We start from the raw sequence: 26,112 nt of genomic DNA, 5'->3' as shown, positions 1-26,112 counted from the left end.
GTGGTCCGCCCGCGCGTCCGGGGCCGGCGGGGCTTGTTATGCTGGATCGCCGTATCCGGTGAAGCTTCGATGCGATCCTTCCTGAAACGGCTCCGGCCGGGCCGGCGGTCGTCGGTTATGTCGCCGCTGCTGATCTTCTCGCTGGCCCTGGGCGTTCACGCCCAGGCCGCCGCGCTGTCGACGACCTCCGGCGATCCCGCGCCCGACCGGCGCATCGCCGTCACCATCGACGACCTGCCCTGGCAGGGGATCGGCAATACCGCCGACGACGACCTGGCGGCACGGCATGCGCGCCTGATCGCGCAATTGAAGCTCGCCGGCGCGCCAGTGGTCGGCTTCGTCAACGAATCCAAGCTGGAAGTGGATGGCCGGGTCCGGCCCGAGCGCCTGGCGATGCTGGAGAACTGGCTGGACGCGGGTTTCGAGCTGGGTAACCACACCTGGGGCCATGTCGATCTGCACGAGGTCGGAGTAGCGGCATTCCAGGAGGACATCCTGCGCGGCGAGCGCCAGCTGCGGCCGCTGATGGCCGCGCGCGACCAGGCGCCGCGCTGGTTCCGCCATCCCTATCTGCGCGCCGGGCGGAGCCAGGCCGACAAGGCCGCGGTGGTCGATTTCCTCGCCGGCCGCGGTTACCGGGTCGCGCCGGTCACCGTCGACAACAGCGAGTGGATCTGGGCGTTCGCCTACGAACGGGTGCTCGCACAGGCCGACCCGGCGGCCCGCGAGGCGACGCTGGAGCGCCTGCGGCTTGGCTACGTGCCGTACATGCTCAACAAGCTCGACTACTACGAGCGCCAGTCGATCGACCTGCTCGGTTATGCACTGCCGCAGGTCTGGCTGCTGCACGCCAACACCCTCAATGCCGATACCTATGCGGAACTGGTCGCGGCGGTGCGTCGTCGCGGCTACCGCACCATCGGCCTCGACGAGGCGATGGCCGACCCGGCGTACGCGCGCCCGGATGGCTACGAGGGGCGCTGGGGGCCGAGCTGGCTGCACCGCTGGGCGATGGCCGAGAAGCGGCCGAAGGCGTTCTATGCCGGCGAACCGCAGGTGCCGCGCTGGGTGCTGGACCTGGCGGGGCTGGAGTCGGAATAGCCGGCGCGGCGGCGCGTTTCCGCCGTCGGTCGGCACGGCGCCGTGGGTCCGACCGGCGGTGACCGCCGCCGCCAGGGCCGCGCGTTGGTTCGGGGGCCTGCCCATCAGGGCGTTCCCCCGGGAGTTCGATCATGAACACCACGCGCCTGCCGCGATCAGCGGCGATCCCTCTCGCCTCCCTGTCCATCGCGCTGCTGGCGGTGCTGGTCGGCTGCAAGCCGGCGGGTACCGGCAGCGAGCGTCCCGATTCGACTGCCGCGCCGATGGAGGCCGAGGCGCCGGCGGCGGACGCGGTCGCCACGCCTTCCGCCGCCGAACTGGAACAGCTGGCCGAACGCATCGTCACCCAGGCCGCCGCGGTCGAGCCCGGCGAGGTCGTGTGGATCTCCGGACGCCCGCATGACGCCGAGCTGTTGGAGGACCTCGCCGTCCAGGTGCGCAAGGCCGGCGGCTATGCGGTGGTCGAGTACTCCAGCGACCGCCTGACCCGGCGCTCGTTCTTCGACGTGCCGGCCGAATTCGACGGCACCCCCAATGCGGCCGGACTGATGCTGGCCAACAACGCCGACGTGATGATCGAGCTCAGCAACGGCACCAGCGAGAACCTGCTGGAGGGAGCCGACCCGGCCCGGATCGCGGCGCGGATCAAGGCCGACGAAACGGTCCAGAACGCATTCATGAAGAACGGCGGGCGCTTCATCGAGGTCGGCAACGGCCTGTATCCGACGTCCTGGCGGGCCGAGCGTTACGGGCTGTCGGAGGCGGCCCTGGCGAAAATGTTCTGGGCCGGCGTCAACCTCGACTACGCCGCGCTGCAACAGCGCGGCGACGCGGTCAGGGCGGCGTTGGCCGGCGCCGACCAAGTGCATGTCACCCATCCCAACGGCACCGACCTCAGTGTCAGCGTGAAGGGGCGCGCGGTGATGGTCAGCGACGGCGCGATCAGCGCCGAGGAGAAGCGCCAGGGCGGCGCGGCGCTGATGACCTACCTGCCGGCCGGCGAAGTCTATGCCGCGGCCGTGCCGGGCAGCGCCAGCGGGACCCTGGTGCAATCGTACGGTTACTACCAGGGCAAGCCGGTCGAGAACCTGACGCTGACGTTCGAGAGCGGCGAGCTGATCTCGGTGACCGGCGACGGCGAGGGCTTCGCGGCGATGAAGGCGGTCTACGATGCGATCGACGACGACCGCAAGAAGCAGTTCGGCTTCGTCGACCTGGGCATCAATCCGAATGTCAGCCTGCCGGCGGAGAGCCGGGTCGGCAACTGGGTGCCGGCCGGCACCGTATCGCTGGGCACCGGCAGCAACACCTGGGCCGGTGGCGACAACTCGGTGCCGCACAGCTTCAGCGTATCCTTGCAGGGCGCCACGGTGACCTTCGACGGCAATACCGTGGTCGAGAACGGCGAGTTGAGGCTGTAGGTCGCGGCCGGACGCGTGGCGGACCCGGCGCTGCCGCCCGCCATGCGCCGTCGTTCCGGAACGGGTCTGGAGCGGGCCGATCTGGAGCGGACCGGTCCGAAGGCAGCCGGTCAGCCAGAAATCGCGATCCAATGCTTGACCTCAACTTAAGTCGAGGTCTTAGGCTGTGCCGCCAATGGCCACCGTGGCCATCGATACAGGGAACGAGGCCCGATGGAACCCAACGCACTTACCGTTATCCACAAGCTGGTCCGTCACGAGATCCATGCGGTGTCCGACCGGCTGGCCGCAGCTGGCGACAGCGACGATCGTGCCGTGCTGGAGGCGATCAGGCGCGCCGCCGAAATGTTGCGCGGCCACGCCGAACAGGAGGACGCGCACCTGCTGCCGGTGCTGCAGGCGGTGGCGCCGGAACTGGCGCGACGGCTGGACGAGCAGCACCACAGCCTGGATCGCGACATGGAGGCGATCTGCGCGTCGGCCGAGGCCTTGCAACGCCTGCCAATGTCGCGCCGGGTTCGTGCGCGGCGGCAGTTGCACGACGCCTGGAACCGCTTCGTCGCCGACTGCCTGTTGCACATGGACGAGGAGGAACGCGCGATGCAACCGCTGCTGGGCGAGGGCATCGTGTTGTCGAAGGTGGCCGAGTCGACGCTGGCGATGGAACAGGCGAACGCCGACGAATTCCTCGCCAACCTGTGGCGTGCGATCACACCGCAGGAGCGGATCGCGATCGAACGCGCCCGCCTGCGCCTGCAACTGGAACGCGCGGCCCGCCGGGCCGAGGACTGCTACGAGGCCGACGCCGCCTGAGTGCCGTTCGCGTGGCGCAAGGCCTCAGGCGCCGACCCGGTCGCGGACCGCGTCCATGTCGCGGACCGGGCGGATCTCGATGTGTCCGGTCTGCGACCACGGGAACTGGCGGGCGATCTCCATCGCCTCGTCCATGTCCGCGGCCTCGATCAGGTTGAAGCCGGCCAGCACTTCCTTGGCTTCGCTGAACGGGCCGTCGGTGATCGACATCCGGCCTTCGCGCTGGCGCAGGGTGCGCGCGGTGCGGCCGTGTTCGAGTTGCTGCGAGTCGAGCAGCTTGCCGGCCGCGCGCAATTCGTCGGCCTTCTCGAAACAGCCCTTCATCAGCCGGTCGAACTCGCCCTCGGGCAGCTCGGCGACCAGGTCGTCGTCGGTGTGGATCATGACCAGGAACTTCATCGGAAACCTCGCTCGGGGGAGAGGGGGCAGGCGACACGGTAACCGGTTCGCGATGCATATGCATGACGCGTCGCAGCCATCGATGCCGGACCTGGAGCGGTGCTCCTGCGCCGCCGCGAACAAGCCTGGCGGGGCGCCGTCTCAGGCGCTGCGACCGCGGCCGCGCAGACTGTCCCGAACGCGGGAATGAGCATCCACCCGCCAAGACTTATCACGCCGCCGCGTGCGCGCTAACGTGCCAATCCCGAGGGGCTCGACGGGGCCAATCCCGGTCCTGGCCGTATTCTTGCCCGCGCGGGGTCGCGGAACGGCGCCGGGTATGGGACCGTTCGGGCCGTCGCGCCGCAGCCGCCGTCGACGCCCCATCCACGCAGGGAGAACGCATGCATCCGATCATCACCGTCAGCGGCCTGACCAAGACCTACGGGTCGGGCTTCCAGGCGCTCAAGGGCATCGACCTGGAGATCCGCCGCGGCGAGATCTTCGCCCTGCTCGGCCCCAACGGCGCCGGCAAGACCACCCTGATCAGCATCATCTGCGGGATCGTCAATCCGAGCGGCGGCACGGTCGTCGCCGACGGCCACGACGTGGTGCGCGACTACCGTGCCGCGCGCCGCAAGATCGGACTGGTGCCGCAGGAGCTTTCGACCGACGCGTTCGAGACGGTGTGGGCAACGCTGCGCTTCAGCCGCGGCCTGTTCGGCCGGCCGCCGGATCCGGCGCATCTGGAGAAGGTGTTGCGCGCGCTGTCGCTGTGGGAGAAGAAGGACAGCAAGATCATGGCGCTGTCCGGCGGCATGAAGCGGCGCGTGCTGATCGCCAAGGCGCTCGCGCACGAGCCGGAGATCCTGTTCCTCGACGAGCCCACCGCCGGCGTCGATGTCGAGCTTCGCCACGACATGTGGCAGCTGGTGCGGAAGCTGCGCGAGGACGGCGTGACCATCATCCTGACCACCCACTACATCGAGGAGGCCGAGGAGATGGCCGACCGCATCGGGGTGATCAACCACGGCGAGCTGGTCCTGGTCGAGGACAAGACCACGCTGATGCGCAAGCTCGGCAAGAAACAGTTGACGCTGAGCCTGCAGGAGCCGCTGGCGGCGATCCCCGCCGAGCTGGCCGGGTTGCCGCTGGAGTTGTCGGCGGACGGCCAGTCGCTGGTCTACACCTTCGACGTGCAGTCGGAGGAAACCGGCATCGCCGGCCTGCTGCGCCAGCTGCACGCGCACGGCATCGATTTCCGCGACCTGCATTCGAGCGAGAGCTCGCTGGAGGACATCTTCGTCAGCCTGGTCCGCAACAGTGCGCGCAACGGTGCGGACCGTGAACGGGCCATCGCGCAGGAGGCGCAGGCATGAGCACCGCTTCGATCAACATCCATGCGATCAAGGCGATCTACCGCTTCGAGATGGCGCGGACCTTCCGCACCCTGGGCGAGAGCATCCTCTCGCCGGTGCTGTCGACGTCGCTGTACTTCATCGTGTTCGGCGCGGCGATCGGCTCGCGGATGGGCGACATCGAGGGCGTCAGCTACGGCGCCTTCATCATCCCGGGCCTGATCATGCTGTCGCTGCTGGGCGAGAGCATCTCCAACGCGTCGTTCGGCATCTACATGCCCAAGTGGGCCGGCACCATCTACGAGCTGCTGTCGGCGCCGGTGTCGTCGCTGGAGGTGGTGATCGGCTACGTCGGCGCGGCGGCGACCAAGTCGTTGATGCTGGGGCTGCTGATCCTGGCCACCGCGCGCGTGTTCGTGCCCTACGAGATCGCGCATCCGGTCTGGATGGTCGCCTTCCTGCTGCTGACCGCGGTCAGCTTCAGCCTGTTCGGTTTCATCATCGGGCTGTGGGCCGACGACTTCCAGAAACTGCAGGTGATCCCGCTGATGGTGGTCACGCCGCTGACCTTCCTCGGCGGCGCGTTCTATTCGATCAGCATGCTGCCGCCGGTCTGGCAGAAGATCACCCTGTTCAACCCGGTGGTCTACCTGATCAGCGGCTTCCGCTGGAGCTTCTACGGGGTCTCCGACGTCAACGTCGAGATCAGCCTGGCGGCGATCCTCGGCTTCCTGGCGGTTTGCCTGGGGATCGTCATGTGGATCTTCCGCACCGGCTGGAAGCTCAAGCAGTAGGCGCCGGGAAGCGCTCTGGCTCAGCCCTCGACGGCGTCGCCCGCGTCGCCGGCCGGGGTCAGGAACCAGGCCTCGACCGTGCCCCTGGACTTCATCGTCATCGGCTGGCCGCGACGGTCCAGCGCCTTGCCGACCGCCATCCGCACCCAGCCCTCGCTGATGCAGTACTCCTCGACGTTGTGCCGCTCGATGCCGTTGAAGCGGATGCCGATGCCGCGTTCGAGCAGGGCCTCGTCGTAGAACTTGCTGCGCGGGTCGTTGGACAGGCGGTCGGGCGGGGTGTCGGACATGGCGTGGCCTTGCGTGTACGGATGTGTCTGGGCGCCAAGGATAGCGTGGGGCGCGGCGATGCGCCCCGGTCCGCGCGACCCGGCTACCAGGTGTCCTCGAGCATCCGCGGCCGGCAGGCGAGCAGGCCGCCGGTCGCCAGCACCGCCAGGCACAGGCCAAGGAAGGCGAACGGCAGGCCCCAGGCATGGCTGGCGTCGTGCAGGGCGCCGAACACCACCGGGCCGGCGCAGCTGAGGGTGTAGCCCACGCCCTGGGTGAAGCCCGACAGCGCGGCCGAGCCGCCGGCGGTGCGGGTACGCAGGTTGATCAGCACCAGCGACAGCGGGAAGGTGCTGGGGCCCAGTCCGAGCAGGGCGACCCACAGCACCGGCGCCGCCATCGGCGCCCACAGCAGGCCGAGGAAGCTGGCAGCGAAGCAGGCCAGGCAGGCGAGCACCACCGGGAACGGGTTGCGCATCCGCACCGCGATCGCCGGCATCACCAGCCCGGTGGCCAGGCCCAGGGTCGAGAACAGCGCGACCATGTTGCCGCCGAAGGCCGGACTGGCGCCGGCGGCGGCGAACAGCGCCGGCAGCCAGGTGAACATCGAATAGGTGACCAGCGAGGTCATCCCGAACATCAGCGCCAGGCCCCAGGCCACCGGCGAGCGCCACACCCGCCCGCGCGTGGCCGGACGGGCCAGCTCCGGCGCCTCGTCGTCGCCGGCCACCGCGCGGTCGTGGGCGTCGGCGAGCGCGCGCGCCTGGGCCGAGCATTCGGCGCCGGCATGGGCGCGACGCTCCATCCACAGCACCCCGGCCCACGGCAGCGCGGCGGCGATCCCGACCACCGACCAGGCGGCGAGCGACGCTCGCCAGCCGACCGTATCGGCCAGCGGTACCGCCGTCAGTGCCGGCAGGATCGTGCCCAGTTGCAGCAGGGTGATATAGGTCGAGCTGACCGTGCCGACCCGGTCGGGGAAGTAGCGTTTGACCAGCGGCGGCAGCACCACGTTGCCGATGCCCATGCCCGACAGCGCCAGCGCCGAGGCCGCGAGCAGGGTCCAGGTGTCCGGGGCGAGGCCGCGGGTGAGCAGGCCGGCGGCGGCCATCAGCATCGCCAGCAGGGCGGTGCGCTCCAGGCCGACGCGATGCGCGATCGCCGGGGTGGCGACGCCGAAAGCGGCGAAGGCGGCGGTCGGCACCATCCCGAACACGCCGGTCATGGTGCTGCCGAAGCCCAGGGTCTCGCCGATCCGGTCCAGCAACGGGGTCAGCGAGGTCACCGCGGTGCGCAGGGTGAACGCGGACAGGCCGATGCCGGCCAGCACCCAGGCGCGCCCCCGCCAGAGGCCGCGGACGGCCGAAGGGGCCGCGGCCGGGCTGGCGGCGGACGGAGCGATCGCTGGGGTGTCGTTGGAAGACATGCGGTCGGGCGGACGGCGGCGGTCGCCGCCGTCGTGCATCGTTGTGGGGAGGGCGGGCAGTGTGCGCCGATGCCGCCGCCCAGACCAGACGGTCATCGGGGATGCTGCGTTTCAGCGGTGGTCCGAGTGGCTGCCGCCAGGTCCCGGCAACGTCGCCGCCCGCAGCGGCAAGGCCCGGCCTACTTGCGGCGCCGGCCGCGGCCGCTGGGTTCGGCGGCGGAGTGTTCGTCGGCGGTGGCGGGCGCGATCTTCTGCAGCACCCGGGTCACGCCGAGCTTCTCGATACGGCCGCCGGACTTCTGGAAGTCGGCGATGTCGGCGGAGATGCGTTCGCTTTCGATGCGCTTCTGGACGTTGTGGTCGGCGCCTCCCGCGGCGGGGCCGCGACGGGCGGGTGAGGTGCTGCCTTTCTTGGCGCGGGCCATCGAGGGTCCCCCGTGGTTGGGTGGACAAGCCGCGGCGGCGGGTCGGCGCGGCGAGAACCCCCACTATGCGCCTTTTGCGGCGCCGTGCCCATGCCGGGGCCGGCGGCCGGCACCGCGCCGTTCAGGGGTGCTCGCCGCGGCCCTGGGCCTTGGCGACGCGGATCACCGCACGCACCTGTTCGCGGTCGCGATGGCGGGAGATCGCGACCGCGCCCAGCGCCAGCGCGCGCTCGCGCAGATCGCTGGGCACGTCGTAGTGGGCGCCGCTGGTCTTGTTCTGGAACGCGTGACGGGGGATGCCCAGGCGGGCGGCGAAGGCATGCAGCTCGTCGAGGGTATCGGCCATCAGGTGGGCCCAGCGCCGGCCGCGCCACTGGGTGACGGCGTCGTCGACGTAGACGCTCATGCGATCGGGGGCTCGGGGACGTTCATCGGGGCATTGTCGCCTGTCGGGGATGGATTCTGCCTGCCGGGTGAACGGCGTTGGCCGCCGGGTCTGTTCAGGATTGTGTTTGCAGGCAAGTACCGGTAATGTTCGTAGTGCTGTGTTAGTCAGGGGTCACTCTGAATCGTGACCCGGTGTCGTTGATCTTCACGATCCGCCCATCGTTTCGCCTCGTCTGCTCCTTGCAACCAGCTTCAACGCCGCATCCGCGGCTCATTCAAAACGCTCCAGGAGCAACATCAAGATGTCCAATCGCGAAACCGGTACCGTCAAGTGGTTCAACGACGCCAAGGGCTTCGGCTTCATCAGCCGCGAGAACGGTGAGGACGTGTTCGTCCACTTCCGTTCGATCCAGGGCTCGGGCTTCAAGAGCCTGCAGGAAGGCCAGAAGGTCAGCTTCACCGTCGTCCAGGGCCAGAAGGGCCTGCAGGCCGACGCCGTCGAGGCGCTGTAAGGCCAACGCCAATATCGCCATGCTCCGCGCCGCCACCGGCGGTGCGGACTGACGACGGAAGCCCGGCGAAAGCCGGGCTTTTTCGTGGCCGCGATCCGGCGCCGGAGCGGTCGATTGGGCGCGGTGAAGCCTTCCCATGAACGCCCCATCGCGGCTCACGCCGCTCCTACGAAGAGCGTTTGTCTACCTCATGAGCCAACGGCGGGGCCCAAGGTTTGCGCAGCAAACTTTGGGAGATATCCGCGCGCAGCCGGATATCGTTCCCCCTGTAGGAGCGGCGTGAGCCGCGATCAATTCTTGCGGTGAACGTGTCGTCGCCGCTTGCGCTTCTACTTCAGCTGCAGCTCGACCCGCATCCGGCCTTCGTGTTCGGCGGCCTGCAGCGACGAGGCCAGGAACACCCGGGTCGGGTCGAGATTGCCGTCGGCGAGCAGGGCCGCCTGGATCGCCACCGCGCGCGCCTGCCCCAGTTGCAGCAGCTCGTTCTCCGCCACCGCGTAGCGGGGCCGCAGTTCGCCCTCCAGCCAGGCGATGTCGGCCTCGCGCCGGCTGGCGCGGCGCTCGGACCACGACTGCTCCGCCAACGCCTCCTTGGCGACTTCCGGGGGCTCCGGCCTTTCGCCGGTGCTCTGCCGGTACAGGTCCTCCAGCAGGTCGAGCCGGTCGCCGGGTTCCATGCCGGCATAGTCGAAGGCGCTGCCTTCGGCGGTGTTGCCGTTGGCCTGCGCCAGCGCGGCCATGAAGCGTTGTTCCTGCAGGGCCTGGGCATCGGCCGCGCCGGCGGCGCCGGCGGGAATGTCGAGATTCAGCGCCGGGCGGTCGTTCAGTCCCTTGGCCAGCGCCGCCAGGGCGCCGGCGGCGTCCGTCGGCAGTTCCGCCGAGCCGGGGGCGAAGTCGACGTAGCGCGCGTCCTCGGCGCCTTCGAACAGCGAGCCGAGGAAGGCGAACGGCGCGGTCACCACCTTGACGATGAGGTTCTTGATGATCTGCCAGACCACCGGGCCGATCCGGAACTCGGGATCGTCGAGGGTGCCGCTGACCGGCAGTTCGAGATCGATCACGCCGTTGCGATCCTTGAGCAGCGCCGTGGCCAGGCGGATCGGCAACGACACCTTGTCTTCGCTGTCGGTGGCGCCTCCCCACTCGAGCTGGTTGATGACGACATGGTGGTCGGCGACCAAGGCGCGGTCGTCGATCCGGTAGTGCAGCTCGGTGCTGAGCTTGCCCTTGGAAATCGCGTAGCCGGCCCAGCGTCCCGAATAGGGGTTGAAGATCGGCAGTTCGATGTTCTCGAACGCCATCTCCACGTCGGTGTGCCGGTCCCAGGCGGCGATGTTGGTCTCGCCGGTGATCCGCACCGGCGAGAAGCGGTTGACCACATGGCCCTGCAGGTCGATCCGGGCGCGGCTGTCGGCGGCGGTCGACAGCCCGGTGACCGATCCGCGCAGGGCCTGGATCTCGGCCTGGAAGTTCGGGTCGATCGAGAAGTCGGCGAAGCTCATCGTGCCCTGTGCCAGTTGCAGCCGGCCGATCCGGATCGGCATCGATCCGCCGGAGGGGGCCGGCGCGGACGATCCCCCGTCCTCGCCGAACATCGTTGCCAGGTTGATCGAGCGATCCTCGGCGATCACCACCCGTGCATACGGACGGGTCGCCCGTACCGTGCGCACCTTCAACGTGTCCGGCCCGGCACTGAATTCAAGCCCGTCGACATCGAGACGTTGCCAGGACAGGAACCGGCGCCTGTTGCGCGCCTCGATCAGGTCGAAGTCGGAGACGGTCGCGCCGCCGGAAAACCGCAGCCAGGGCCCGGACTCCGACTGAGGTTGCAGGGACAGTTCGCCGCGGGCTCCGGCGCTGCCCGAGCGCAGCTGCAGGCTGGGCAGGGCCGGCAGGTAGCCGCGGACCTGGGCGATCGGCAGCGTGTCGATCTCGACCTGCAGGGTCGCGGTGACGGTGTCCGGCACCACCTCGCCGCTGACCCGCAGCGGAGCGGCCTGGTTGACCGTGGCCTGCAGCTGGATGCCGACCGGGCGGCTCATGTCGAGGCTGATCGGCTGCGCGGTCAGTGCCAGCGGCGCGAGCCGGAAGCGCGCGGCGGGCGCGATCGTGCGGTCCTCGAAATCGACCTCGCCCTGTTCCAGTCGCAGTTCGCCAAGCTCGAAACGCCAGGTATCGTCGGCGGCGGGCGCCGCCGACGACACGGTCGTGGTGGACGGTTCGGCCGTCGCGCCCTGGGCGCCGGTGCCCGTGGTGGTGGCCGCCATGGTTGCGGGCAGGGTCGCCGGGGCAGCCGCTGCGGCGGACGGAGCGAGCAGGCGTTCGAGATTCAGATGACCGTCGGCTTCGCGCCACAGGCTCGCCTTCAGTCCCTGCACCTGCGCCGAAGCGACGTCGACCTGGCGTGCCGGCCACGCCAGGCGGGTGTCGGCGACGCTTGCCGAGGTCAAGGTCACCCAGTCGCTGTCGACGCCCTTGGCCCGCAACGCCAGTTCGCCGGCGTCGATCCGTGGCAGGCTGACCTCCAGTCGCAGACCCTGCCCGGGCACCGCCTCGAAGCGGTAGTCGCCGGTCAGGTCGAAGCGGCCGGCGCTCAGCTGCAGCGGCAGTTCGTCGCTGAAGAATGCGTACACGCTGGTGGCCAGGAGGCCGCCGACCTCGAAGTGGCCATCGGACTTGAGCGGCTCCAGCGACAGCTGGCCATTCCAGTCCAGGCGCTCGCTCTCGGCACTGGCGGTGCTGAGGCGAAAGCCGCCGCCCTCGGGAGTGGTACGGAAGTGGCTGAGCGTGAAGTCGATCGGTGCCAGGGTCTTGCTCGGCTCCAGCGTCCTGCTGTGGTCGGCGAAGTCGATGCGGCCGCCGGCGACCGAGAGCGCCTGCAGCCAGAGCATCGGCAACGGCTCGTCGGTCGGCTCGGATTCGGGGATCAGCTCGGCCAGGTTGAGCGTGCCGTCGGGTCCGATCCGGGCATCGGCGTACGGCCCCACCAGGCTGACCTCGCGGAAGTTCCAGCTGCGCTGCCACAGCGACGATGCCTCCAGATCGACGAACAGCCGGTCGGCGGCGAGCAGTGGCTTGCCGCCATCGGCATCGGCGATCGCGATATCGGAAACCTCGAGGGTGAGCTTGAACGGATGGGTGCGGATCTCGCCCAGGCGCAGCGACTTGCCGAGCTCGTCGTGGACGAAGGCGGTGGCCTGCGAGCGCACCAGCTTGGGCGCCAGCCAGAACCCGGCGGCCGCATACAGGCCCAGGGCCAGCGCCAGCAGGGCGGGAATGAAGAACCACGGTTTGCGGATCAGTCCCATCGCGCACGCATCCCCAGGAGTCCGACCCGGCCAGGGCGGGCATGGGTCGGCGGCGACTGCCATTGCGGGAGGAGGGCGGCGCCCTCACATAGCCGGTACGGTGCCACGCGGTGCCGGTCGAACCCTTCACGGAGTCTTCATATGTCAACGGCTGCTGCGATCCGCATCGATTTCGTTTCCGACGTCACCTGCCCGTGGTGCGCGATCGGCCTGAACGCGCTGGAGCGGGCGATCGAACGGGTCGGCGACGAGGTCGCGGTCGAGCTGCATTTCCAGCCGTTCGAACTGAACCCGCAGATGGCGCCGGAAGGCGAGGATGCCGCCGAGCACCTGGCCGCCAAGTACGGACTGTCGCCGGAGCAACTGGCGCGCAACCGCGAGCTGCTGCGCGAGCGTGGCGAGGCGGTCGGATTCACGTTCGGCGAGCGTACCCGCGTCTACAACACCTTCGACGCGCACCGCCTGCTGGACTGGGCCGGCGCGCAGTCCGCGGACCGCCAACGCGCGTTGAAGCACGCGCTGCTGCACGCCTATCACGGCGAGGGACGCGACATGTCCTCGCACGACGTGCTGGTCGAGGTCGCCGCCGGGATCGGTCTGGATGCCGACGCCGCGCGCGCGGTGCTGGCCTCGGATGCGCATGCCGAGGCGGTGCGCCGGCAGCAGCGGCTGTACGCCGGGCGCGGCATCCAGGCGGTGCCGTCGGTGATCTTCGACGACCAGCACCTGGTCCAGGGCGGTCAGCCGGTCGAGGTGTTCGAGCAGGCGCTGCGGCAGTTGGCGAAGCTGGCGCACACCGCCTGAGCGCGCCCCGGGCGCTCAGAGCTCGGGGAGCTGCACGATCCTGACGATCCGGTCGACCCAGATGTCGCGCGGCGTGCGCGCCGCATCGAAGGCCACTTCCTCCAGCCGCACCAGGGCGTTCAGGCCTTCGTTGCCGTGGCCGTCCTCGAACACCTGCACGGTCGGCCGTGCGGCGACGGTGCCGCGAACCACGTCGCCGTCGTCGAGGGTCAGCTCGACATGGGCATCGTTGGGCAGGCGCGCGATCAGCGACTCCAGACGTGCGATCTCGGCGCGGTCGGTGTGGATGCGTTCGGCGGTCTTGCCCATCGTGGACTCCTTGCCGATGGCGGGTGCGAAGCGCAGAGGCTAGCGCGGCGCGCGCCATGTGCCGGTGAAGACGTCCCTTGCCAGTGCGGCGTGGAGGCCGGACGCAAAAAAAAAAGGCCGCTCCCGGAGGAGCGGCCTGGCGGTGTCGCCGATGCGGATCGGCACCTGGGGCCGACTCCTGGAATCAGCCCTTGATGCAGACCACCTGGCGAAGCGTATGCACGACCTCGACCAGGTCGGTCTGCGCGGCCATCACCGCGTCGATCGACTTGTAGGCCGCCGGCGACTCGTCGATCACCCCCTGGTCCTTGCGGCACTCGACGTGGGCGGTGGCCTCGCGGTGCTGCTTGAGGGTGATGCTGCGACGCGCGGCGGTACGGCTCATGACCCGGCCGGCGCCGTGGCTGCAGCTGTGGAAGCTGTCCGCGTTGCCCTTGCCGCGCACGATGTAGCTGCGCGTCCCCATGCTGCCGGGGATGATGCCCAACTCGCCCTCGCGCGCGCTGACCGCGCCCTTGCGGGTCACCAGCAGCGACTCGCCTCCGTGCTGCTCGCGCTGCACGTAGTTGTGGTGGCAGTTCACCGCCATCCGGTCGAGCTTGAACTTGGGCAGGCGGTGACGCATCTCGTGCAGCACCCGCGCCATCATCGCCTCGCGGTTGATCCGGGCGTAGTCCTGCGCCCACGACACCGCCTCGACGTAGTCGTCGAACAGCGCCTCGCCCTCCAGGAAGAAAGCCAGGTCCTTGTCGGGCAGGTGGTAGCCGAGCACCCGCTTCTCCAGCTGGCGCCGGGCCTGCTCGATGAAGTAGGTGCCGACCAGGTTGCCGGTGCCGCGCGATCCGGAGTGCAGCATCACCCACACCGAGTCGGCCTCGTCGAGGCAGATCTCGATGAAGTGGTTGCCGCCGCCGAGGGTGCCGGCCTGCACGTCGATGCGGTCGGGCCGGATCTTCGGGTGCTTCTCGCGGATGTGCGCCAGCCGCTCGACCAGCCCGGATCGCGTCAGCAGGGTGCCGACGCTGTCGGGCACGCGCCGGTGGTTGCCGCCGGGGCCGTTGCCGACCGGCACGCTGCGCTCGATCGAGTTGCGCAGCAGCGCCAGATCGTCGGGCAGGTCGTTGGCGGTCAGCGTGGTCCGCACCGCGGCCATGCCGCAGCCGATGTCGACGCCGACCGCGGCCGGGATGATCGCGCCACGGGTGGGCACGACCGAGCCGACCGTCGCGCCCTTGCCCAGGTGCACGTCCGGCATCACCGCGACCCAGGGGCCGACGAACGGAAGCTCGGCGATGTTCTGCAACTGGCGGTGGGCCTGATCCTCCAGCGGCACGCCGTGCACCCAGCCCTTGATCGGGGTGGTGGCGCCCTCGGCGTGGAGCAGCTCGAAGCCGGCTTGTGCGTTGTCGTTCAAAGTGTTCATCTTGAATTCCCTTCATGAATGACTCCGCATCGCGAATCCGTTCGCGACGCGGAGCTTGCTACTGCGCCGGCGCCTTCAGGCTCACCAGCTGCTTCATCACACCCTCCAGGCCACCGAACACGGTCATCGAACCGACCTTCTCGGTCACCTTCTCCAGCGCCTCCAGTTCCTTGAGGCGCATGAGCACCGGGTTGTCCTCGATCAGCTTCGCGGTGTTCAGCAGCGAGCGCGTGGCGTTCGCCTCCTCGCGACGGCGGATCACGTTGGCCTGGGCCGACTTCTCCGCCTGCACGACGCTGTTGAGGATGTCCTTCATCTCGCCCGGCAGGATCACGTCCTTGACGCCGACCCCGAGCACCTCGGTTCCGAGCTCGCCGACACGGCCTCGCACGTAGGCGAAGATGTCCGCGTCCAGCGACGCCTTGTCGCCGAGCAGCTCGTCGAGCGTCTTGGCCGCGACCGCCTTGCGCAAGCCGTACTGCAGCTCGCGGTAGACGTAGTCGCCGTGCTTGGCGACGCGGGTCACGGCCGCGACCGGGTCGGTGATGCGGGTGCTGGCGGCGAGGTTGACGCGCAGGCTGACCTTGTCGCGGGTCAACAGCTCCTGGCCGGAGACCTCCACCGACTGTACGCGCAGGTCGATGACCTGGGCGACAACGTTCTTGCGGAAGTTCCAGAATGCGTAGCTGCCCGCCTCGAGCACGCGCGACAACCTGCCGTCGACGAACAACAGGCCGGCGAACTCGGCCGGAACCTCGACCATGAGCGCCTTCGACGTCGCCGTGTTCGACAGCATGCCGAGCTGACGCAGACGCATCCGTACGTCGTCGCGCAGTTCGAGGCCGTCGGCCAGCGACACCCGCTCGACCGCCACGTCGACCAGGCCGCGCCAGTACAGGCGACGCGAACCCGGAGCGAGCACGTCCTCGAGCTTGCCGTTCCTCATCACCAGGCCGATCTCGTCGGCACCGAGGTCGACATGCACGAACACCTCGTCCAGGCGCGCGCCGAGGCGGGCGATCAGGATGTCGACGTCGTGGCCGCAGTATTCGGGTGCGGCGATGTTGAAGGTTTTCACCTCGATTCGGCCGAACGGGTCGGAAAAGCGATATACGCCGGCGACCAGCACCTGATCGAACTGACGGTTGCGATACACCAGGCCGCGCTCGCCATCACCGATCACGACCCTCTTGGTCCAGAACATCGGAATTCTCCTTGTTGGCTCTGGTGTTCCGGTCCGCTTGAGGGCGGGGGACCGGTTGCCGCCGCGCACGGATGCGCAAAGGCTTCATTGAAAGATCCGCACACGGATGCGCGGGGTTCTGCGCACGGGTGCGCAGGACAAATAAGTGGAAACACCCCCGACGCTGGAGCCGCGGAGCCGGAGCGCTTTCGACGGCGGGCGACGATGCGTCGCCACGCGACGGTGCCGCTGTCGCATGGTTCCGCCTCGTCGCCGGACCGCCCTAAGGGCCCGGGCCCGACGACTTCACCGCTGCCTGGCGTGCTCCCGCGATGCGCGGGGCATCGTGTTCGCACGCCTGGCAGGGGGTGTTTCCTGGATGGGACTTGCGTCCCTGTAGCAACGACACGACAGGTCGTATACCGGAGCGGGATTTGAACCCGCGACAATCGGAATCTGAATCCGACGCTCTACCCATCTGAGCTATCCAGTGGCGAAACGCACGGGACTCGAACCCGTAACCTCGGCATCGGCCGCGCTCTCCCCTTGAGCCAGCGTTTCCATTCCGGAACGCCTCCTCGCGGATTCGGGCATACGCCACGGCAACGCCGCGCGCACCGGACGGGCCTTGGAACCCGTACCGCAGGAATCCGTCTGAATGACGTTCCGCATTGGCGCCTGAAACAAGCGCCAATCCGTTGTGCGATCGCACCGCATCGCCGCCCGGGCCGAAGCATCCAGGCCCAGCGCAAAGCGCTTCACGGCATTCCCCGCCTCGCATCGGCCTGCATTGACGGCGATACGGATGCTTCGGGAAGACGCGATGCAATCGCGATGATCGTTTGAGGGGTGAAGGCTCCCTTGCGAACGCCAGAAACAAAACACCCCCGGGTTGGAGACCCGAGGGCGTTCGCGTTCCTCGGGAGGTCGGGGTGACCGACCTCCCGTTGGGAGATCAGTCCTGCAAGGGCGGCAGTTCGCGCCGTGCTTCGATCGATCGAACGAAGTCGCCTTGCACGCAACTGCCGCTGCCGAGGCCGTTGGGCCGCAGCGCGAAGCCGTTATCGATGTGCTTGGCGGAATTCATGGAAACGAAGCCTTGCAGGAGTGTTTGAGAAGAAATCTGTCGAACGGGTGCGCGTCGACAAGGCCGCGAACGATACGCCGCTGATTCTCCACATGCAAGCGCCGCTCGTCGGGCACCAGCGGCGGACGGCGCTTCCCACGGTGTGTCACCCAGGTGACAGAGTTCCCGGCGCCGGCCTGCGCAGACTCGCGATCAGCGACGTGACATGGAGTGTTGCCGATGCAGGATCGCGTATCCCGAAACGATGGCATGCGTGCCGAGGACCGCATGTTCATCGAGGCATGGAACCGGACCAGACCTGAGCTGCTAAGGCGCGCCAGGCGCCTGGCCGAAGGCCACGCGGACCGCGCGGACGACCTGATGTCCGCCACCGCGATCAAGGCGTTGATGTTCATGCGCCGATCCCCCGAAGCCATGACCGATCCCGACGGATTCCTGTTCGTCGTGCTGCGCCACGTATTTCTCGACAGCGTCCGCCGGCAGTCGCGGGAGCGCGCGGTCATCGACGAGAGCGCCGATGTGCAGGACGAGCACACCCATGCGTCCGGGTCGTTGGCGCTGTCGCAGACGCAGCGGCTGGAGCTTCACGAACAGCTGGACAGTGTGGTGTCGGCGGTGAAGCGATTGACCCGCGAGCAACGGCAGCTGTTCGGAATGAGGTTCGTCGAGGAGCTCTCGTATCCGGTGATCGCCGAGCAGTTGCAGGTCAGCGAGGCGTTGGCGCGCAAGCGGGTGCAGCTGTTGCGCGCACGATTGCGGGGACGGCGGCAGGAGGCCTCCTGAGCGGGAGTGCTTCACATCGTCGTCGCTGCCGCGTTCCTGTGCAGGGGTCCCAGCGACGGCCCCACCTCCGTTTCCATGACAGGGAGATCGATATGGCGCTCTACATGACCCAGACGATGAGTGAAGGCCTTCATCCCACCATCCAGTACTACCGCAAGCAGAGCCAGCCGCACGTCAGTCATACCGAGTCGGGCAAGTTCACCACCGATGCGGTGAAGACCTATGCCGAGACCTACGACGTACCCGTCGACGATGTCGAAAAGGGCAAGTACATGAGCTCGCAGGGCAAGCCCAAGTCCAGCACCGCGGTCGAGATATGAGCGGGTGCGACTTCGCGTTCACAGCGAATGCCGGCCGGCGTTCCAGTTGAAGCAGGGTCGGCGCGTATCGGTTGATCGATTGCGCGTCGACCGCTTCTTGCCCGATGCGTTCTTCCCATATCAAACACCTTTCAAATCCCGCCCCGAACCAAGGATTGCGCCATGGCCGACCCCGTGCCCGTCAACTCGCAGATCACCGATGCCGTCACCCAGACCAACGTCAAGGTCGTAGCGGAGGCGCCGGCGCAGGCGATCGCAGCGCTCTACCAGGTATCGAGCCACTCGACCGGACTGTCGCTGCAGAACGCGGTGCACAGCCAACAGGCGCTCAACCAGATTTCGAACGCGGTGGTGTCCAAGGCCGCGACGCTGATCATGGCGATCGGAGAAAAGCCATGACCGCGGTCGCGGGCGCGCTTGCTGCCGCCTCCATCCCTGAACCCGCGACAGCGAGGTAACCTCGATGGCGTTCTGGAACAGACGCAAGAACAAGCCCCGGCCCGCGTCCGCCGCTTCGGTCGCGGCCACGGCAGCGCCGGGAGCGGCGGCCGATGAGGGCGACACCCAGGCGACGGATGGCGACGCCGGCGCGGACACGCCCGCGGATGCCGATGGCGCGGACACGGGCGCAGACGCCGCGGCCGCGACCGGTGCCAACCACGCTACTGGCGGCTCCGGCTCCGGCTCCGGCTCCGGTTCGGGCCGTGGCGCCACGCCGCCGCGATCGACCCTGGGCCAGATGACCGACCGCCTGCTCAGCCAGGCGTCGACCCCGGCGACCACGGCACTGAATCCCCAGATCGTGCAGGCCGTGCAGTTGAGCAATGCCGAGACCACGTCCTATGCGCCTTCGCAGATCGCGATCGGCCCGGACATGATGATCAGTCAGGCGGCGGGCCTGGTCGCGCAGTCGGCGGCCGCGTATTTCGACGGGGTCAGCAAGTTGGCCCTGGCCAGCCAGGGCGTGCTGTTGAAGGACATGACCGAGGCCCTGGTCAGTCAGCAACTGGAGAAGGCGGCCGAGGACGCGGTAGGCGTGCTCGCGACCGACGTGATGATGGGGGCCGCCGCCGCGGTGGCGGCGGCCGCGGGTGCAATGGAGGCGGAATCGGCGAGCTTCGCGATCGACAGGATCGATCAGAGCATCGCCAAGTACGCCGACCTGCTGGCGAATCGTCGTGACAAGGGCTGAGCGCAGCGGGGCGCCGCCACCGACGCACGACGAGGGAGGGTCGCCGCCGCCCGCGGCCGCCGCCGGCCCGCTGCGAAACGCGGTGCTGGAGTTCTCCGAGCGCTATCTCAAACGCGCGCTGACCGAGGCCGAGCGCGAGACGCTCGACAGCCTGGTCGCAAGCGGCATGAGCATCGCACCACCGGATCCGGGCGACACCGATCCGGTCAGGCTGGTCGTCGATGCGGTGAAGTCGGGGCAGCAGACGATCGACGAGACCCTGTCCCGGGTCCGCGAGGAAGCGGCCAATCACCTCGCGCGCGCCGGCGCGGGAGCCGACAGCGAGACCCATGCGTTGTTGCAGGTGCTGGAGAAGGCCGAGGACCTGGGGGCGCTGCGACCGTCGCGGCTGCAGCCGGGCCAGGCGTCCTCGAACAGCCACGTGCTGATGACGCAGATCGCGGACCGACTGGCCAACCTGGTCAAGAAGGAAGTCGAGTCGCTGTTCCAGTCGCGCTTCGGCGCGCTGGCGCAGCAACTCGAGCAGGCGCTCGCGGCGTTGCCGGGCGCGTCCGCCGAGCCTGTGCAGGCGACCCCCGAAACGCCTGCCGCCGAGCCTGTGCCCGAGCCCGCCCCGCAGGCCGGGAAGTCGTCCGCAAAGGGCCGCAAGGGCGGCTCGGGCACGGGCCGCGGGTCCTGACTCCCAGGGCCGCGGCGGCACCGGAGAAATGCGTCGAGTGTGTTTCACAAAGCTCCGGTGACGACGTTTTTTGAAACGTACGGCAACGGCCGTGCATAACCCCAAGAGGAGTCGAAGCAATGGCATTCCCTACCGCGGTCAACGACCAGATCACCGATGCAGTCACCCAGTCGAACGTCAAGGTCGTGGGCGAGGCCCCGGCCATCGCAATGAGTTCGATCTACCAGACCATGGCGCACTCGACCGGCATCCTGTTCGAGAACGCCGTGTCGGCGCAGCAGCAGCAGAACACGCTGTCGCAGGCCGCCTCCAACCAGGGCGTGATGCAGATCTACACCCTCGACACCACCGCCGCCGCCGGCGCCACCGAGAAGGTCGCGCAGACCGGCGTGGCGGACAACCTGACCAGTCTCTTGACCGTGCTCAACGCATTCCGCTGACCGGTCAGGTCTGATCAGCCGAGGCTGAGCGACCCGGGCAGGAGGGCGATGGCCTGACTGCCCGAGTTTGAGCGTCATTCCCATGGCCGGCATGGCCATACACATGGAGAAGTCAAATGGCATATCCCACCTCCGTCAACAACCAGATCACCGATGCGGTGACCCAGTCGAACGTCAAGATCGTCGGCGAAGCGCCGGCGATGGCGATCGCGTCGATGTACCAGACCATGGCGCACTCGACCGGCATCCTGTTCGAGAACTCGGTGTCGGCGCAGCAGCAGCAGAACTCGCTGTCGCAGGCCGCCACCAACCAGGGCGTGATGCAGATCTACAGCGTCGACACCACCGCCGCGGCGGGCGCTTCCGAGAAGGTCGCCCAGACCGGCGTGTCCGACAACCTGACCAGCCTGCTGACGGTGCTCAAGTCGTTCAGCCCGCAGCAGTCGAAGGGCCTGTAGCCCGGGCGCCCGAAGCGGCGGGCATCACAGTCCACCGGCCGGTAGCGGCCGGGGCCTGAACTGCGCGATGCCGGAACGCTCCGGTATCGCGCAGTCCTTTGCGAAGGAGCCGGAGCGTGGGCCGCGACAGGGCCTGCGCGGATTGCGGCTCCGACGGTCACGGCGCACCGGAGCGCCACTTGCGTGACCGCGATGAGGCCCGCCCCGGGCGGGCCGGAACAGGGGCATCGAGAAGCACTGGGGAAGGAGACATGGACGCGACGACAGAGGCGGCGCAACCGTCGAGGAGTGTGCGGGCGAGGTTCGGAACGGTCGGGGTCGATCCCAGGGCGGACGGAGCGCGCTCGGGCGCGTTGTCGTCCGCAAGATCGGCAGGCGGCCGTCTCCATGGGTAGTGGCCGCTCACGGGTGCGGGTGGCCGATGACGGAGAGGCGGAGGCACTGCGCGGGCGGCAACTGGCAGCGAGCGCCTTCTTCGAGGGCGTTCCCGAGCGTGTCGTCAGGCACGTCGCGCGGCATGCGGTCGAACGCCGGGTCGAGGATGGCGACACCTTGTTCTTCAAGGGCGATCCCGGCGACTTCATCGCGGTGGTGACCGCCGGCCATCTCTACAAGATCCTGTACGGGCCCGAAGGGCAGGAGCTGATCGTCGACAGCATCGGCCCCGGCGAGAGCGTCGGCGAGACCGCCCTGCTCGACCAGGGGCGGCGCAGCTTCACCACCGTCGCCTACGGTCCTGCCACCGTGCTGGTGCTGGCGCGGCGCCACTTCGGCGCGTTGGTGGCCGAGCCGGCGATGATCGAGCGGGCCTACGCGGTGCTGTGCGCCAGGCTCAGGCGCGCGGTCGACAGCCTCGAGACCATGTGCCTGCATCGACTGGAGTCGCGCTTGGCGCGGCATCTTCTCAATCGCATGGACGATGCCTCGCCGGCGGCGCCCGATCGTTTCGAGGTGACCCTGCCGCCGACCCAGAGCATCCTCGCGGCGATGATCAACGCCAGCCGTCCCAAGCTCAACGCCCAGCTCCAGCGCTGGCACCGGGCCGGGCTGGTGAGCCGGCGCCGCAACACCCTGAGGATCAACGACATCGACCTGTTCCGCTGCAAGGCGCAGCTGGGCTGCCGTTGCGCGGGAACGGTGGTGGCCAGAGGCGGCGACCGTGCCTGAACCGCGCCGGCCCGGTCGGCCGCGCCGTGCGGCCGGATCGCTGCGGCAGGGTCAGTCCAGCAGCGGCTTCAGCGCCGGCCACACGTGGTCGCGCAGGCGGGGCTGGGCCTCGGCGACCGGGTGCAGGTTGTCGTCCTGGAACGCGGAACGGTCCAGCGCGATCGGCTCCAGCAGGAACGGCACGAAGGCCAGTCCGTCGGCTTTGGCCAGCTCCGCATAGTTGCGGGCGAAGCCCTCGGTATAGGCGCGGCCGAGGTTGGGCGGCATCCGCATGCCGATCAGCAGCACGCGCGCGCCGGCCGCCGTCGAAGCCTCGATCATGCGCTCGAGGTTGGCGCGGCTCTGCGCCAGCGGCAGGCCGCGCAGGCCGTCGTTGGCGCCCAGTTCGATCACCACCACCGACGGGCGGTGCCGCCGCAGCTCGCCGGCGATCCGCGAGGCGCCGCCAGCGGTGGTCTCGCCGCTGATGCTGGCGTTGACCAGCTTCCAGCCCGGGTGGGTGGTGGCGATCCGGGCCGAGGTCAGCGCGACCCAGCCCTGCGAGGCGGCAAGGCCGTGCGCGGCCGACAGCGAGTCGCCCATCACCAGCACGGTCCGGGTGGGCGCGGGCGCGGCGCGGGCGGTGCCCTGCGCGGCCGCGGCCAGGGGCAGGGCGAGCAGCATCGACAGCATCGCCACCCAGCCGATGGCACATTGAACCCGGCGTGCCGATGCCGCATATCGGGAGGCAGCCACGCGCGTCGTCTTAAAGAACATTTAATCCATGCTCCCGATGATCGAGGTCGGATGATCGCGGACACCAGCATAAGGAAGATCATGGCCGATTCCATCGCCCCCCGGACCCCTGCCTCATTCGCGCTTCAGGTCGCCGGGCTGGGCAAGCATGTCGCGTTGCCCTCCGGCGAGCTGACCATCCTCGACGATGTCGGTTTCGACGTCGCCCACGGCGACACGGTCGCGATCGTCGGCGCGTCGGGCTCGGGCAAGAGCACCCTGCTGTCGCTGATGGCGGGACTCGACGTGCCCAGCAACGGCCAGGTCAGCCTCGATGGTGCGCCGCTGTCCGCGCTCGACGAGGACGGCCGCGCCCGGGTCCGCGGCGAGAAGGTCGGCTTCGTGTTCCAGAGTTTCCAGCTGCTGCCTTCGCTGACCGCGCTGGAGAATGTGATGCTGCCGCTGGAGCTGCGCGGCGACCGCGAGGTCGAGGCGCCGGCGCGCGCGATCCTGGAGAAGGTCGGGCTCGGCCAGCGGCTCGGGCACTATCCGCGCCAGCTGTCCGGTGGCGAGCAGCAGCGCGTCGCGCTGGCCCGCGCCTTCGTGACCCGGCCGTCGCTGCTGTTCGCCGACGAGCCGACCGGCAACCTCGACACCCATACCGGCCAGGCGGTGATCGAGCTGCTGTTCGAGCTCAATGCCGATGCCGGCACCACCCTGGTGCTGGTCACCCACGACGACCATCTGGCGCTGCGTTGCCGGCGGCGGCTGCGCCTGGACAGCGGGCGCCTGGTTGCCGACGACATCGTTGCCGACGACCTCCGCGTGAGCGCATGAGGACGTTCGCGCTTGCCTGGCGCCAACTGCGCCGCGACCTGCGCGCGGGCGACGTGCGGATCCTGTTCGCGGCGATGGTGCTGGCCGTGCTGGCGGTCACTTCGGTCGGTTTCGTCACCGACCGCGCCGAGCGCGCGCTGGCGATCGAGGCCAACCGCCTGCTCGGCGGCGACGCGGTGGTGCGCGCCGATGCCCCGATCGGCGAGGAGATCCGCGACGCGGTCGGCCGCAACGGCCTGCGCGGTGCCGAGACGCTGGAGCTCAACAGCATGGTCAGCGTCGGCGAGGGCGAGGCCATGCGGCTGCAGTTGAGCGAGCTGCACGCCCTCGGCGAGGGCTATCCGCTGCGTGGCGCGTTCGTCGTGCGCGACGCCGACGGCGTCGAACGCAGCGCCTCCGGCGGTCCCGCGCCGGGCACCCTGTGGCTGAGCCGCAACGGCGCCGATCGCTTGGATGCCCGCCCCGGCGACATGCTCGGGGTCGGCGACAGCCGGCTGCGGCTGGAAGCGCTGGTGGTGCAGGAGCCGGACGCGTCGATCGACTACTTCAACATCGCGCCGAAGGTGTTCATGAACCTGGCCGACCTGCCGGCGACCGGCCTGGTCCAGGAAGGCAGCCGGATCCGCTACCGGTTGGCGGTGGCCGGCGCGCCGGGCGCGGTCGAGGCGTTCACCGATGCGGTGCGTCCCGCGCTGGGGCGCGGCCAGCGCCTGCAGACGATCCAGGACGCGCGTCCGGAGGTGCGTTCCTCGCTCGACCGCGCCGGCCGCTTCCTCGGCCTGGCGGCGCTGGTGTCGGTGGTGCTGGCGGCGGTCGCGGTGGCGATGGCCGCGCGCCGCCACAGCGAGCGTCACTTGTCCGGCAGCGCGGTGATGCGCTGTCTGGGGGCGCAGCAACGGACCCTGGCCGCGGTCCACATCGGCGAACTGCTGATGCTCGGCCTGGCCGCCTGCGCGACCGGTGCGCTGCTGGCGTTCGCGTTGCAGGCCGGCGTCGCCCACTGGCTGGCGCGCGCGCTGGAGGTCGACATTCCGCCGGCGACGGTGTGGCCGGTGTTGCGCGGCTTCGCGGTCGGCCTGGTGGTCCTGTTCGCGTTCGGCGCGCCGCCGGTGCTGGCGCTGCGGCGGGTGTCGGCGTTGCGGGTGCTGCGGCGCGACCTCGACCGGGTCGAGCCGGCGGCCTGGCTGGTCGCGCTGTCGGGCCTGCTCGGCCTGGCGGCGCTGCTGTGGTGGCAGGCCGGTTCGGCGACGCTGGCGCTGGCGATGCTGGGCGGCCTGCTGGCCGCGTTCGCGGCGCTGGCGCTGCTGGCCTGGGCGTTGATCGTCGTGGTCCGGCGCCTGCGCGGTCGCCTGCGCGGCAGCCTGCGCTACGGGCTGGCCAATGTCAGCCGCCATGCCGGCACCAGCATCGCCCAGGTCGCCGCGCTCGGGCTGGGGTTGATGGCCTTGCTGCTGCTGACCTTCGTCCGTACCGACCTGCTCGACCGCTGGCAGCTTGCGTTGCAGGCGGAGGCGCCGAACCGCTTCATCATCAATGTGCAGGACGACCAGCTCGATGCGGTGCGCGCCTTCATCGCCGAACGCGGCGTCGACGCGCCGACCCTGTATCCGATGGTGCGCGCGCGGCTGGTGTCGCACAACGGCGAGGCGGTCACCGGCGAGGACTACGCCGAGCGCGGCGGGCGCGCCGAGCGCATGGCCGAGCGCACCTTCAACCTGTCGACCGCGGCGGTCCTTCGCGACGACAACCAGGTCACCGACGGCCGTTTCTGGTCGGGCGAGGTCGCCGCGCCGGAGCTTTCGGTCGAAGAGGACTTCGCCCGCGACCTGGGTTGGGAGATTGGCGACAGGGTCGGCTTCGACGTCGCCGGGCAGCCGTTCGAGGCGACCATCAGCAGCCTGCGCAGCGTCGACTGGGAGAGCTTCCGCCCGAACTTCTTCGTGATCGCCTCGCCGGGCGCGCTGGACGGCTACCCGGCCAGCCACATCACCGCGGTCAGCGTGCCGCCGGAGCGGACCCGCTTCACCGCCGAGCTGGTGCGTGCGTTCCCGAACCTGTCGGTGATCGACGTCGACGCGGTGCTCGACCAGGTCCGCAGCACCGCCGACCAGGTCTCCACCGTGGTCCGGGTGGTGTTCTATTTCTCGCTCGCCGCCGGCGTGCTGGTGCTGATGGCGGCGGTCACCGCCAGCCAGGACGAGCGCATGCAGGAAGGCGCGGTGATGCGCGCGCTGGGCGGCAGCCGGCGCCAGCTGCGCCTGGCCCAGGCCTCGGAGTTCGCCGCGATCGGCCTGCTGTCGGGCGCGGTCGCGGCGATCGCGGCATCGCTGCTGTCGGGGGTGATCGCGGTCCGGGTGTTCGATCTGCCGTGGCAGCCCGACTGGCGGATGGCGGCGGTCGGCGCGGGTATCGGCGTCGCCGCGGCGGTGCTGGCCGGGTTGTTCGCGACCCGCCGGGTGCTGGATGCGCCGCCGTCGGTGACCCTGCGCGAGCTGGACAACTGAGGCACGGGGGGCCCTCGGC

At 69.4% G+C, this 26,112-nt stretch carries 28 protein-coding genes and 2 tRNA genes; 17 read left to right on the top strand and 13 right to left on the bottom strand.

From position 1 onward, the window contains the following. The first annotated feature begins 117 nt into the window (after positions 1 to 117). The 3 genes from C9I47_RS15820 to C9I47_RS15810 all read left to right on the top strand — a co-directional run bounded on the left by C9I47_RS15820 (position 118) and on the right by C9I47_RS15810 (position 3,335). A complete protein-coding gene (locus C9I47_RS15820; protein WP_111267616.1) occupies positions 118 to 1,101 on the top strand; it encodes a polysaccharide deacetylase family protein in 984 nt (327 codons plus the stop codon). Positions 1,102 to 1,232: 131 nt separating this feature from the next. Next, positions 1,233 to 2,522: an aminopeptidase gene (locus tag C9I47_RS15815; RefSeq protein ID WP_111267615.1), complete on the top strand. Its 1,290-nt coding sequence runs from the start codon at positions 1,233 to 1,235 to the stop codon at positions 2,520 to 2,522. A gap of 213 nt (positions 2,523 to 2,735) precedes the next feature. Further along, complete coding sequence (locus tag C9I47_RS15810; RefSeq protein ID WP_111267614.1) at positions 2,736 to 3,335, top strand: hemerythrin domain-containing protein; 600 nt, start codon at positions 2,736 to 2,738, stop codon at positions 3,333 to 3,335. A gap of 24 nt (positions 3,336 to 3,359) precedes the next feature. Here C9I47_RS15810 and C9I47_RS15805 read toward each other — a convergent pair whose 3' ends face one another. After that, entirely contained in the window at positions 3,360 to 3,734 is a 375-nt protein-coding gene (locus C9I47_RS15805) for a YciI family protein (RefSeq protein ID WP_111267613.1), read from the bottom strand. 383 nt (positions 3,735 to 4,117) lie between these two features. Between C9I47_RS15805 and C9I47_RS15800 the strand changes: the two genes are divergently transcribed. Both C9I47_RS15800 and C9I47_RS15795 read left to right on the top strand, forming a co-directional pair. Further along, positions 4,118 to 5,092: an ABC transporter ATP-binding protein gene (locus C9I47_RS15800; RefSeq protein WP_111267612.1), complete on the top strand. Its 975-nt coding sequence runs from the start codon at positions 4,118 to 4,120 to the stop codon at positions 5,090 to 5,092. A gap of 11 nt (positions 5,093 to 5,103) precedes the next feature. Next, the gene (locus C9I47_RS15795) at positions 5,104 to 5,865 is read left to right on the top strand and encodes an ABC transporter permease (protein WP_111268189.1); all 762 of its coding nucleotides are present in this window, start codon (positions 5,104 to 5,106) and stop codon (positions 5,863 to 5,865) included. 20 nt (positions 5,866 to 5,885) lie between these two features. Here C9I47_RS15795 and C9I47_RS15790 read toward each other — a convergent pair whose 3' ends face one another. The 4 genes from C9I47_RS15790 to C9I47_RS15775 all read right to left on the bottom strand — a co-directional run bounded on the left by C9I47_RS15790 (position 5,886) and on the right by C9I47_RS15775 (position 8,392). Further along, positions 5,886 to 6,155, bottom strand: coding sequence for a DUF3297 family protein (locus tag C9I47_RS15790; protein ID WP_111267611.1), 270 nt, complete (start codon positions 6,153 to 6,155; stop codon positions 5,886 to 5,888). A gap of 83 nt (positions 6,156 to 6,238) precedes the next feature. Continuing rightward, on the bottom strand, positions 6,239 to 7,561 hold the full coding sequence (locus tag C9I47_RS15785; RefSeq protein ID WP_111268188.1) for a CynX/NimT family MFS transporter: 1,323 nt from the start codon (positions 7,559 to 7,561) through the stop codon (positions 6,239 to 6,241). A gap of 179 nt (positions 7,562 to 7,740) precedes the next feature. Continuing rightward, complete coding sequence (locus C9I47_RS15780; protein ID WP_111267610.1) at positions 7,741 to 7,986, bottom strand: hypothetical protein; 246 nt, start codon at positions 7,984 to 7,986, stop codon at positions 7,741 to 7,743. Positions 7,987 to 8,107: 121 nt separating this feature from the next. Then, a complete protein-coding gene (locus C9I47_RS15775; protein ID WP_111267609.1) occupies positions 8,108 to 8,392 on the bottom strand; it encodes a DUF4031 domain-containing protein in 285 nt (94 codons plus the stop codon). Positions 8,393 to 8,675: 283 nt separating this feature from the next. Here C9I47_RS15775 and C9I47_RS15770 point away from each other — a divergent pair, with 283 nt between their 5' ends. Beyond that, positions 8,676 to 8,885, top strand: a complete 210-nt coding sequence (locus tag C9I47_RS15770; protein ID WP_111267608.1) for a cold-shock protein — start codon at positions 8,676 to 8,678, stop codon at positions 8,883 to 8,885. Between the two features lie 329 nt (positions 8,886 to 9,214). Here C9I47_RS15770 and C9I47_RS15765 read toward each other — a convergent pair whose 3' ends face one another. Continuing rightward, entirely contained in the window at positions 9,215 to 12,193 is a 2,979-nt protein-coding gene (locus tag C9I47_RS15765) for a DUF748 domain-containing protein (protein ID WP_190238533.1), read from the bottom strand. Positions 12,194 to 12,334: 141 nt separating this feature from the next. Between C9I47_RS15765 and C9I47_RS15760 the strand changes: the two genes are divergently transcribed. Continuing rightward, entirely contained in the window at positions 12,335 to 12,997 is a 663-nt protein-coding gene (locus tag C9I47_RS15760; protein WP_111267606.1) for a DsbA family oxidoreductase, read from the top strand. A gap of 15 nt (positions 12,998 to 13,012) precedes the next feature. Here the strand turns inward: C9I47_RS15760 and C9I47_RS15755 are convergent, their stop codons facing one another. From C9I47_RS15755 to C9I47_RS18110, 6 genes are all read right to left on the bottom strand, one after another. Continuing rightward, the gene (locus C9I47_RS15755) at positions 13,013 to 13,306 is read right to left on the bottom strand and encodes a DUF3247 family protein (RefSeq protein WP_111267605.1); all 294 of its coding nucleotides are present in this window, start codon (positions 13,304 to 13,306) and stop codon (positions 13,013 to 13,015) included. Between the two features lie 184 nt (positions 13,307 to 13,490). Beyond that, complete coding sequence (locus C9I47_RS15750) at positions 13,491 to 14,729, bottom strand: RtcB family protein (RefSeq protein ID WP_111267604.1); 1,239 nt, start codon at positions 14,727 to 14,729, stop codon at positions 13,491 to 13,493. A gap of 58 nt (positions 14,730 to 14,787) precedes the next feature. Then, on the bottom strand, positions 14,788 to 15,933 hold the full coding sequence (locus C9I47_RS15745; RefSeq protein ID WP_111267603.1) for a slipin family protein: 1,146 nt from the start codon (positions 15,931 to 15,933) through the stop codon (positions 14,788 to 14,790). A 398-nt stretch (positions 15,934 to 16,331) separates the two neighbouring features. After that, a tRNA-Leu gene (locus tag C9I47_RS15740) sits at positions 16,332 to 16,405 on the bottom strand. Continuing rightward, positions 16,404 to 16,473, bottom strand: a tRNA-OTHER gene (locus tag C9I47_RS15735). Before C9I47_RS15735 ends, C9I47_RS15740 begins: the two co-directional genes overlap by 2 nt. A 394-nt stretch (positions 16,474 to 16,867) precedes the next feature. Beyond that, positions 16,868 to 16,999, bottom strand: coding sequence for a hypothetical protein (locus C9I47_RS18110; protein WP_262982906.1), 132 nt, complete (start codon positions 16,997 to 16,999; stop codon positions 16,868 to 16,870). Between the two features lie 249 nt (positions 17,000 to 17,248). Between C9I47_RS18110 and C9I47_RS15730 the strand changes: the two genes are divergently transcribed. The 8 genes from C9I47_RS15730 to C9I47_RS15695 all read left to right on the top strand — a co-directional run bounded on the left by C9I47_RS15730 (position 17,249) and on the right by C9I47_RS15695 (position 22,038). After that, the gene (locus tag C9I47_RS15730) at positions 17,249 to 17,782 is read left to right on the top strand and encodes an RNA polymerase sigma factor (protein WP_223250181.1); all 534 of its coding nucleotides are present in this window, start codon (positions 17,249 to 17,251) and stop codon (positions 17,780 to 17,782) included. Between the two features lie 116 nt (positions 17,783 to 17,898). Then, positions 17,899 to 18,102, top strand: a complete 204-nt coding sequence (locus tag C9I47_RS15725; protein ID WP_211371874.1) for a hypothetical protein — start codon at positions 17,899 to 17,901, stop codon at positions 18,100 to 18,102. A 162-nt stretch (positions 18,103 to 18,264) separates the two neighbouring features. After that, positions 18,265 to 18,501 carry a RebB family R body protein gene (locus C9I47_RS15720; RefSeq protein WP_111267600.1) on the top strand — a complete coding sequence of 79 codons (237 nt, stop codon included), beginning with the start codon at positions 18,265 to 18,267 and terminating at the stop codon, positions 18,499 to 18,501. A 64-nt stretch (positions 18,502 to 18,565) separates the two neighbouring features. Further along, positions 18,566 to 19,294: a hypothetical protein gene (locus C9I47_RS18030; protein ID WP_111267599.1), complete on the top strand. Its 729-nt coding sequence runs from the start codon at positions 18,566 to 18,568 to the stop codon at positions 19,292 to 19,294. A gap of 82 nt (positions 19,295 to 19,376) precedes the next feature. Beyond that, complete coding sequence (locus C9I47_RS15710; RefSeq protein WP_111267598.1) at positions 19,377 to 19,973, top strand: hypothetical protein; 597 nt, start codon at positions 19,377 to 19,379, stop codon at positions 19,971 to 19,973. A 119-nt stretch (positions 19,974 to 20,092) separates the two neighbouring features. Next, a complete protein-coding gene (locus tag C9I47_RS15705) occupies positions 20,093 to 20,413 on the top strand; it encodes a RebB family R body protein (RefSeq protein ID WP_111267597.1) in 321 nt (106 codons plus the stop codon). Positions 20,414 to 20,529: 116 nt separating this feature from the next. Further along, positions 20,530 to 20,871, top strand: a complete 342-nt coding sequence (locus C9I47_RS15700; protein ID WP_111267596.1) for a RebB family R body protein — start codon at positions 20,530 to 20,532, stop codon at positions 20,869 to 20,871. Positions 20,872 to 21,258: 387 nt separating this feature from the next. Beyond that, positions 21,259 to 22,038, top strand: a complete 780-nt coding sequence (locus C9I47_RS15695) for a Crp/Fnr family transcriptional regulator (RefSeq protein WP_170288291.1) — start codon at positions 21,259 to 21,261, stop codon at positions 22,036 to 22,038. A 51-nt stretch (positions 22,039 to 22,089) separates the two neighbouring features. Here the strand turns inward: C9I47_RS15695 and C9I47_RS15690 are convergent, their stop codons facing one another. Further along, positions 22,090 to 22,710, bottom strand: coding sequence for an arylesterase (locus tag C9I47_RS15690; RefSeq protein ID WP_317616524.1), 621 nt, complete (start codon positions 22,708 to 22,710; stop codon positions 22,090 to 22,092). Between the two features lie 144 nt (positions 22,711 to 22,854). On the opposite strand from C9I47_RS15690, the gene C9I47_RS15685 reads away from it, so the two are divergent. Together C9I47_RS15685 and C9I47_RS15680 are read left to right on the top strand one after the other, a co-directional pair. After that, entirely contained in the window at positions 22,855 to 23,589 is a 735-nt protein-coding gene (locus tag C9I47_RS15685) for an ABC transporter ATP-binding protein (RefSeq protein WP_111268186.1), read from the top strand. After that, complete coding sequence (locus tag C9I47_RS15680; RefSeq protein ID WP_111267594.1) at positions 23,586 to 26,093, top strand: ABC transporter permease; 2,508 nt, start codon at positions 23,586 to 23,588, stop codon at positions 26,091 to 26,093. Before C9I47_RS15685 ends, C9I47_RS15680 begins: the two co-directional genes overlap by 4 nt. Positions 26,094 to 26,112: the final 19 nt, after the last annotated feature.

It is taken from the genome of Marilutibacter maris (assembly GCF_003233695.1).
Classification (GTDB): domain Bacteria; phylum Pseudomonadota; class Gammaproteobacteria; order Xanthomonadales; family Xanthomonadaceae; genus Marilutibacter; species Marilutibacter maris.
This window is presented reverse-complemented; position numbering and strand designations above follow the sequence as displayed.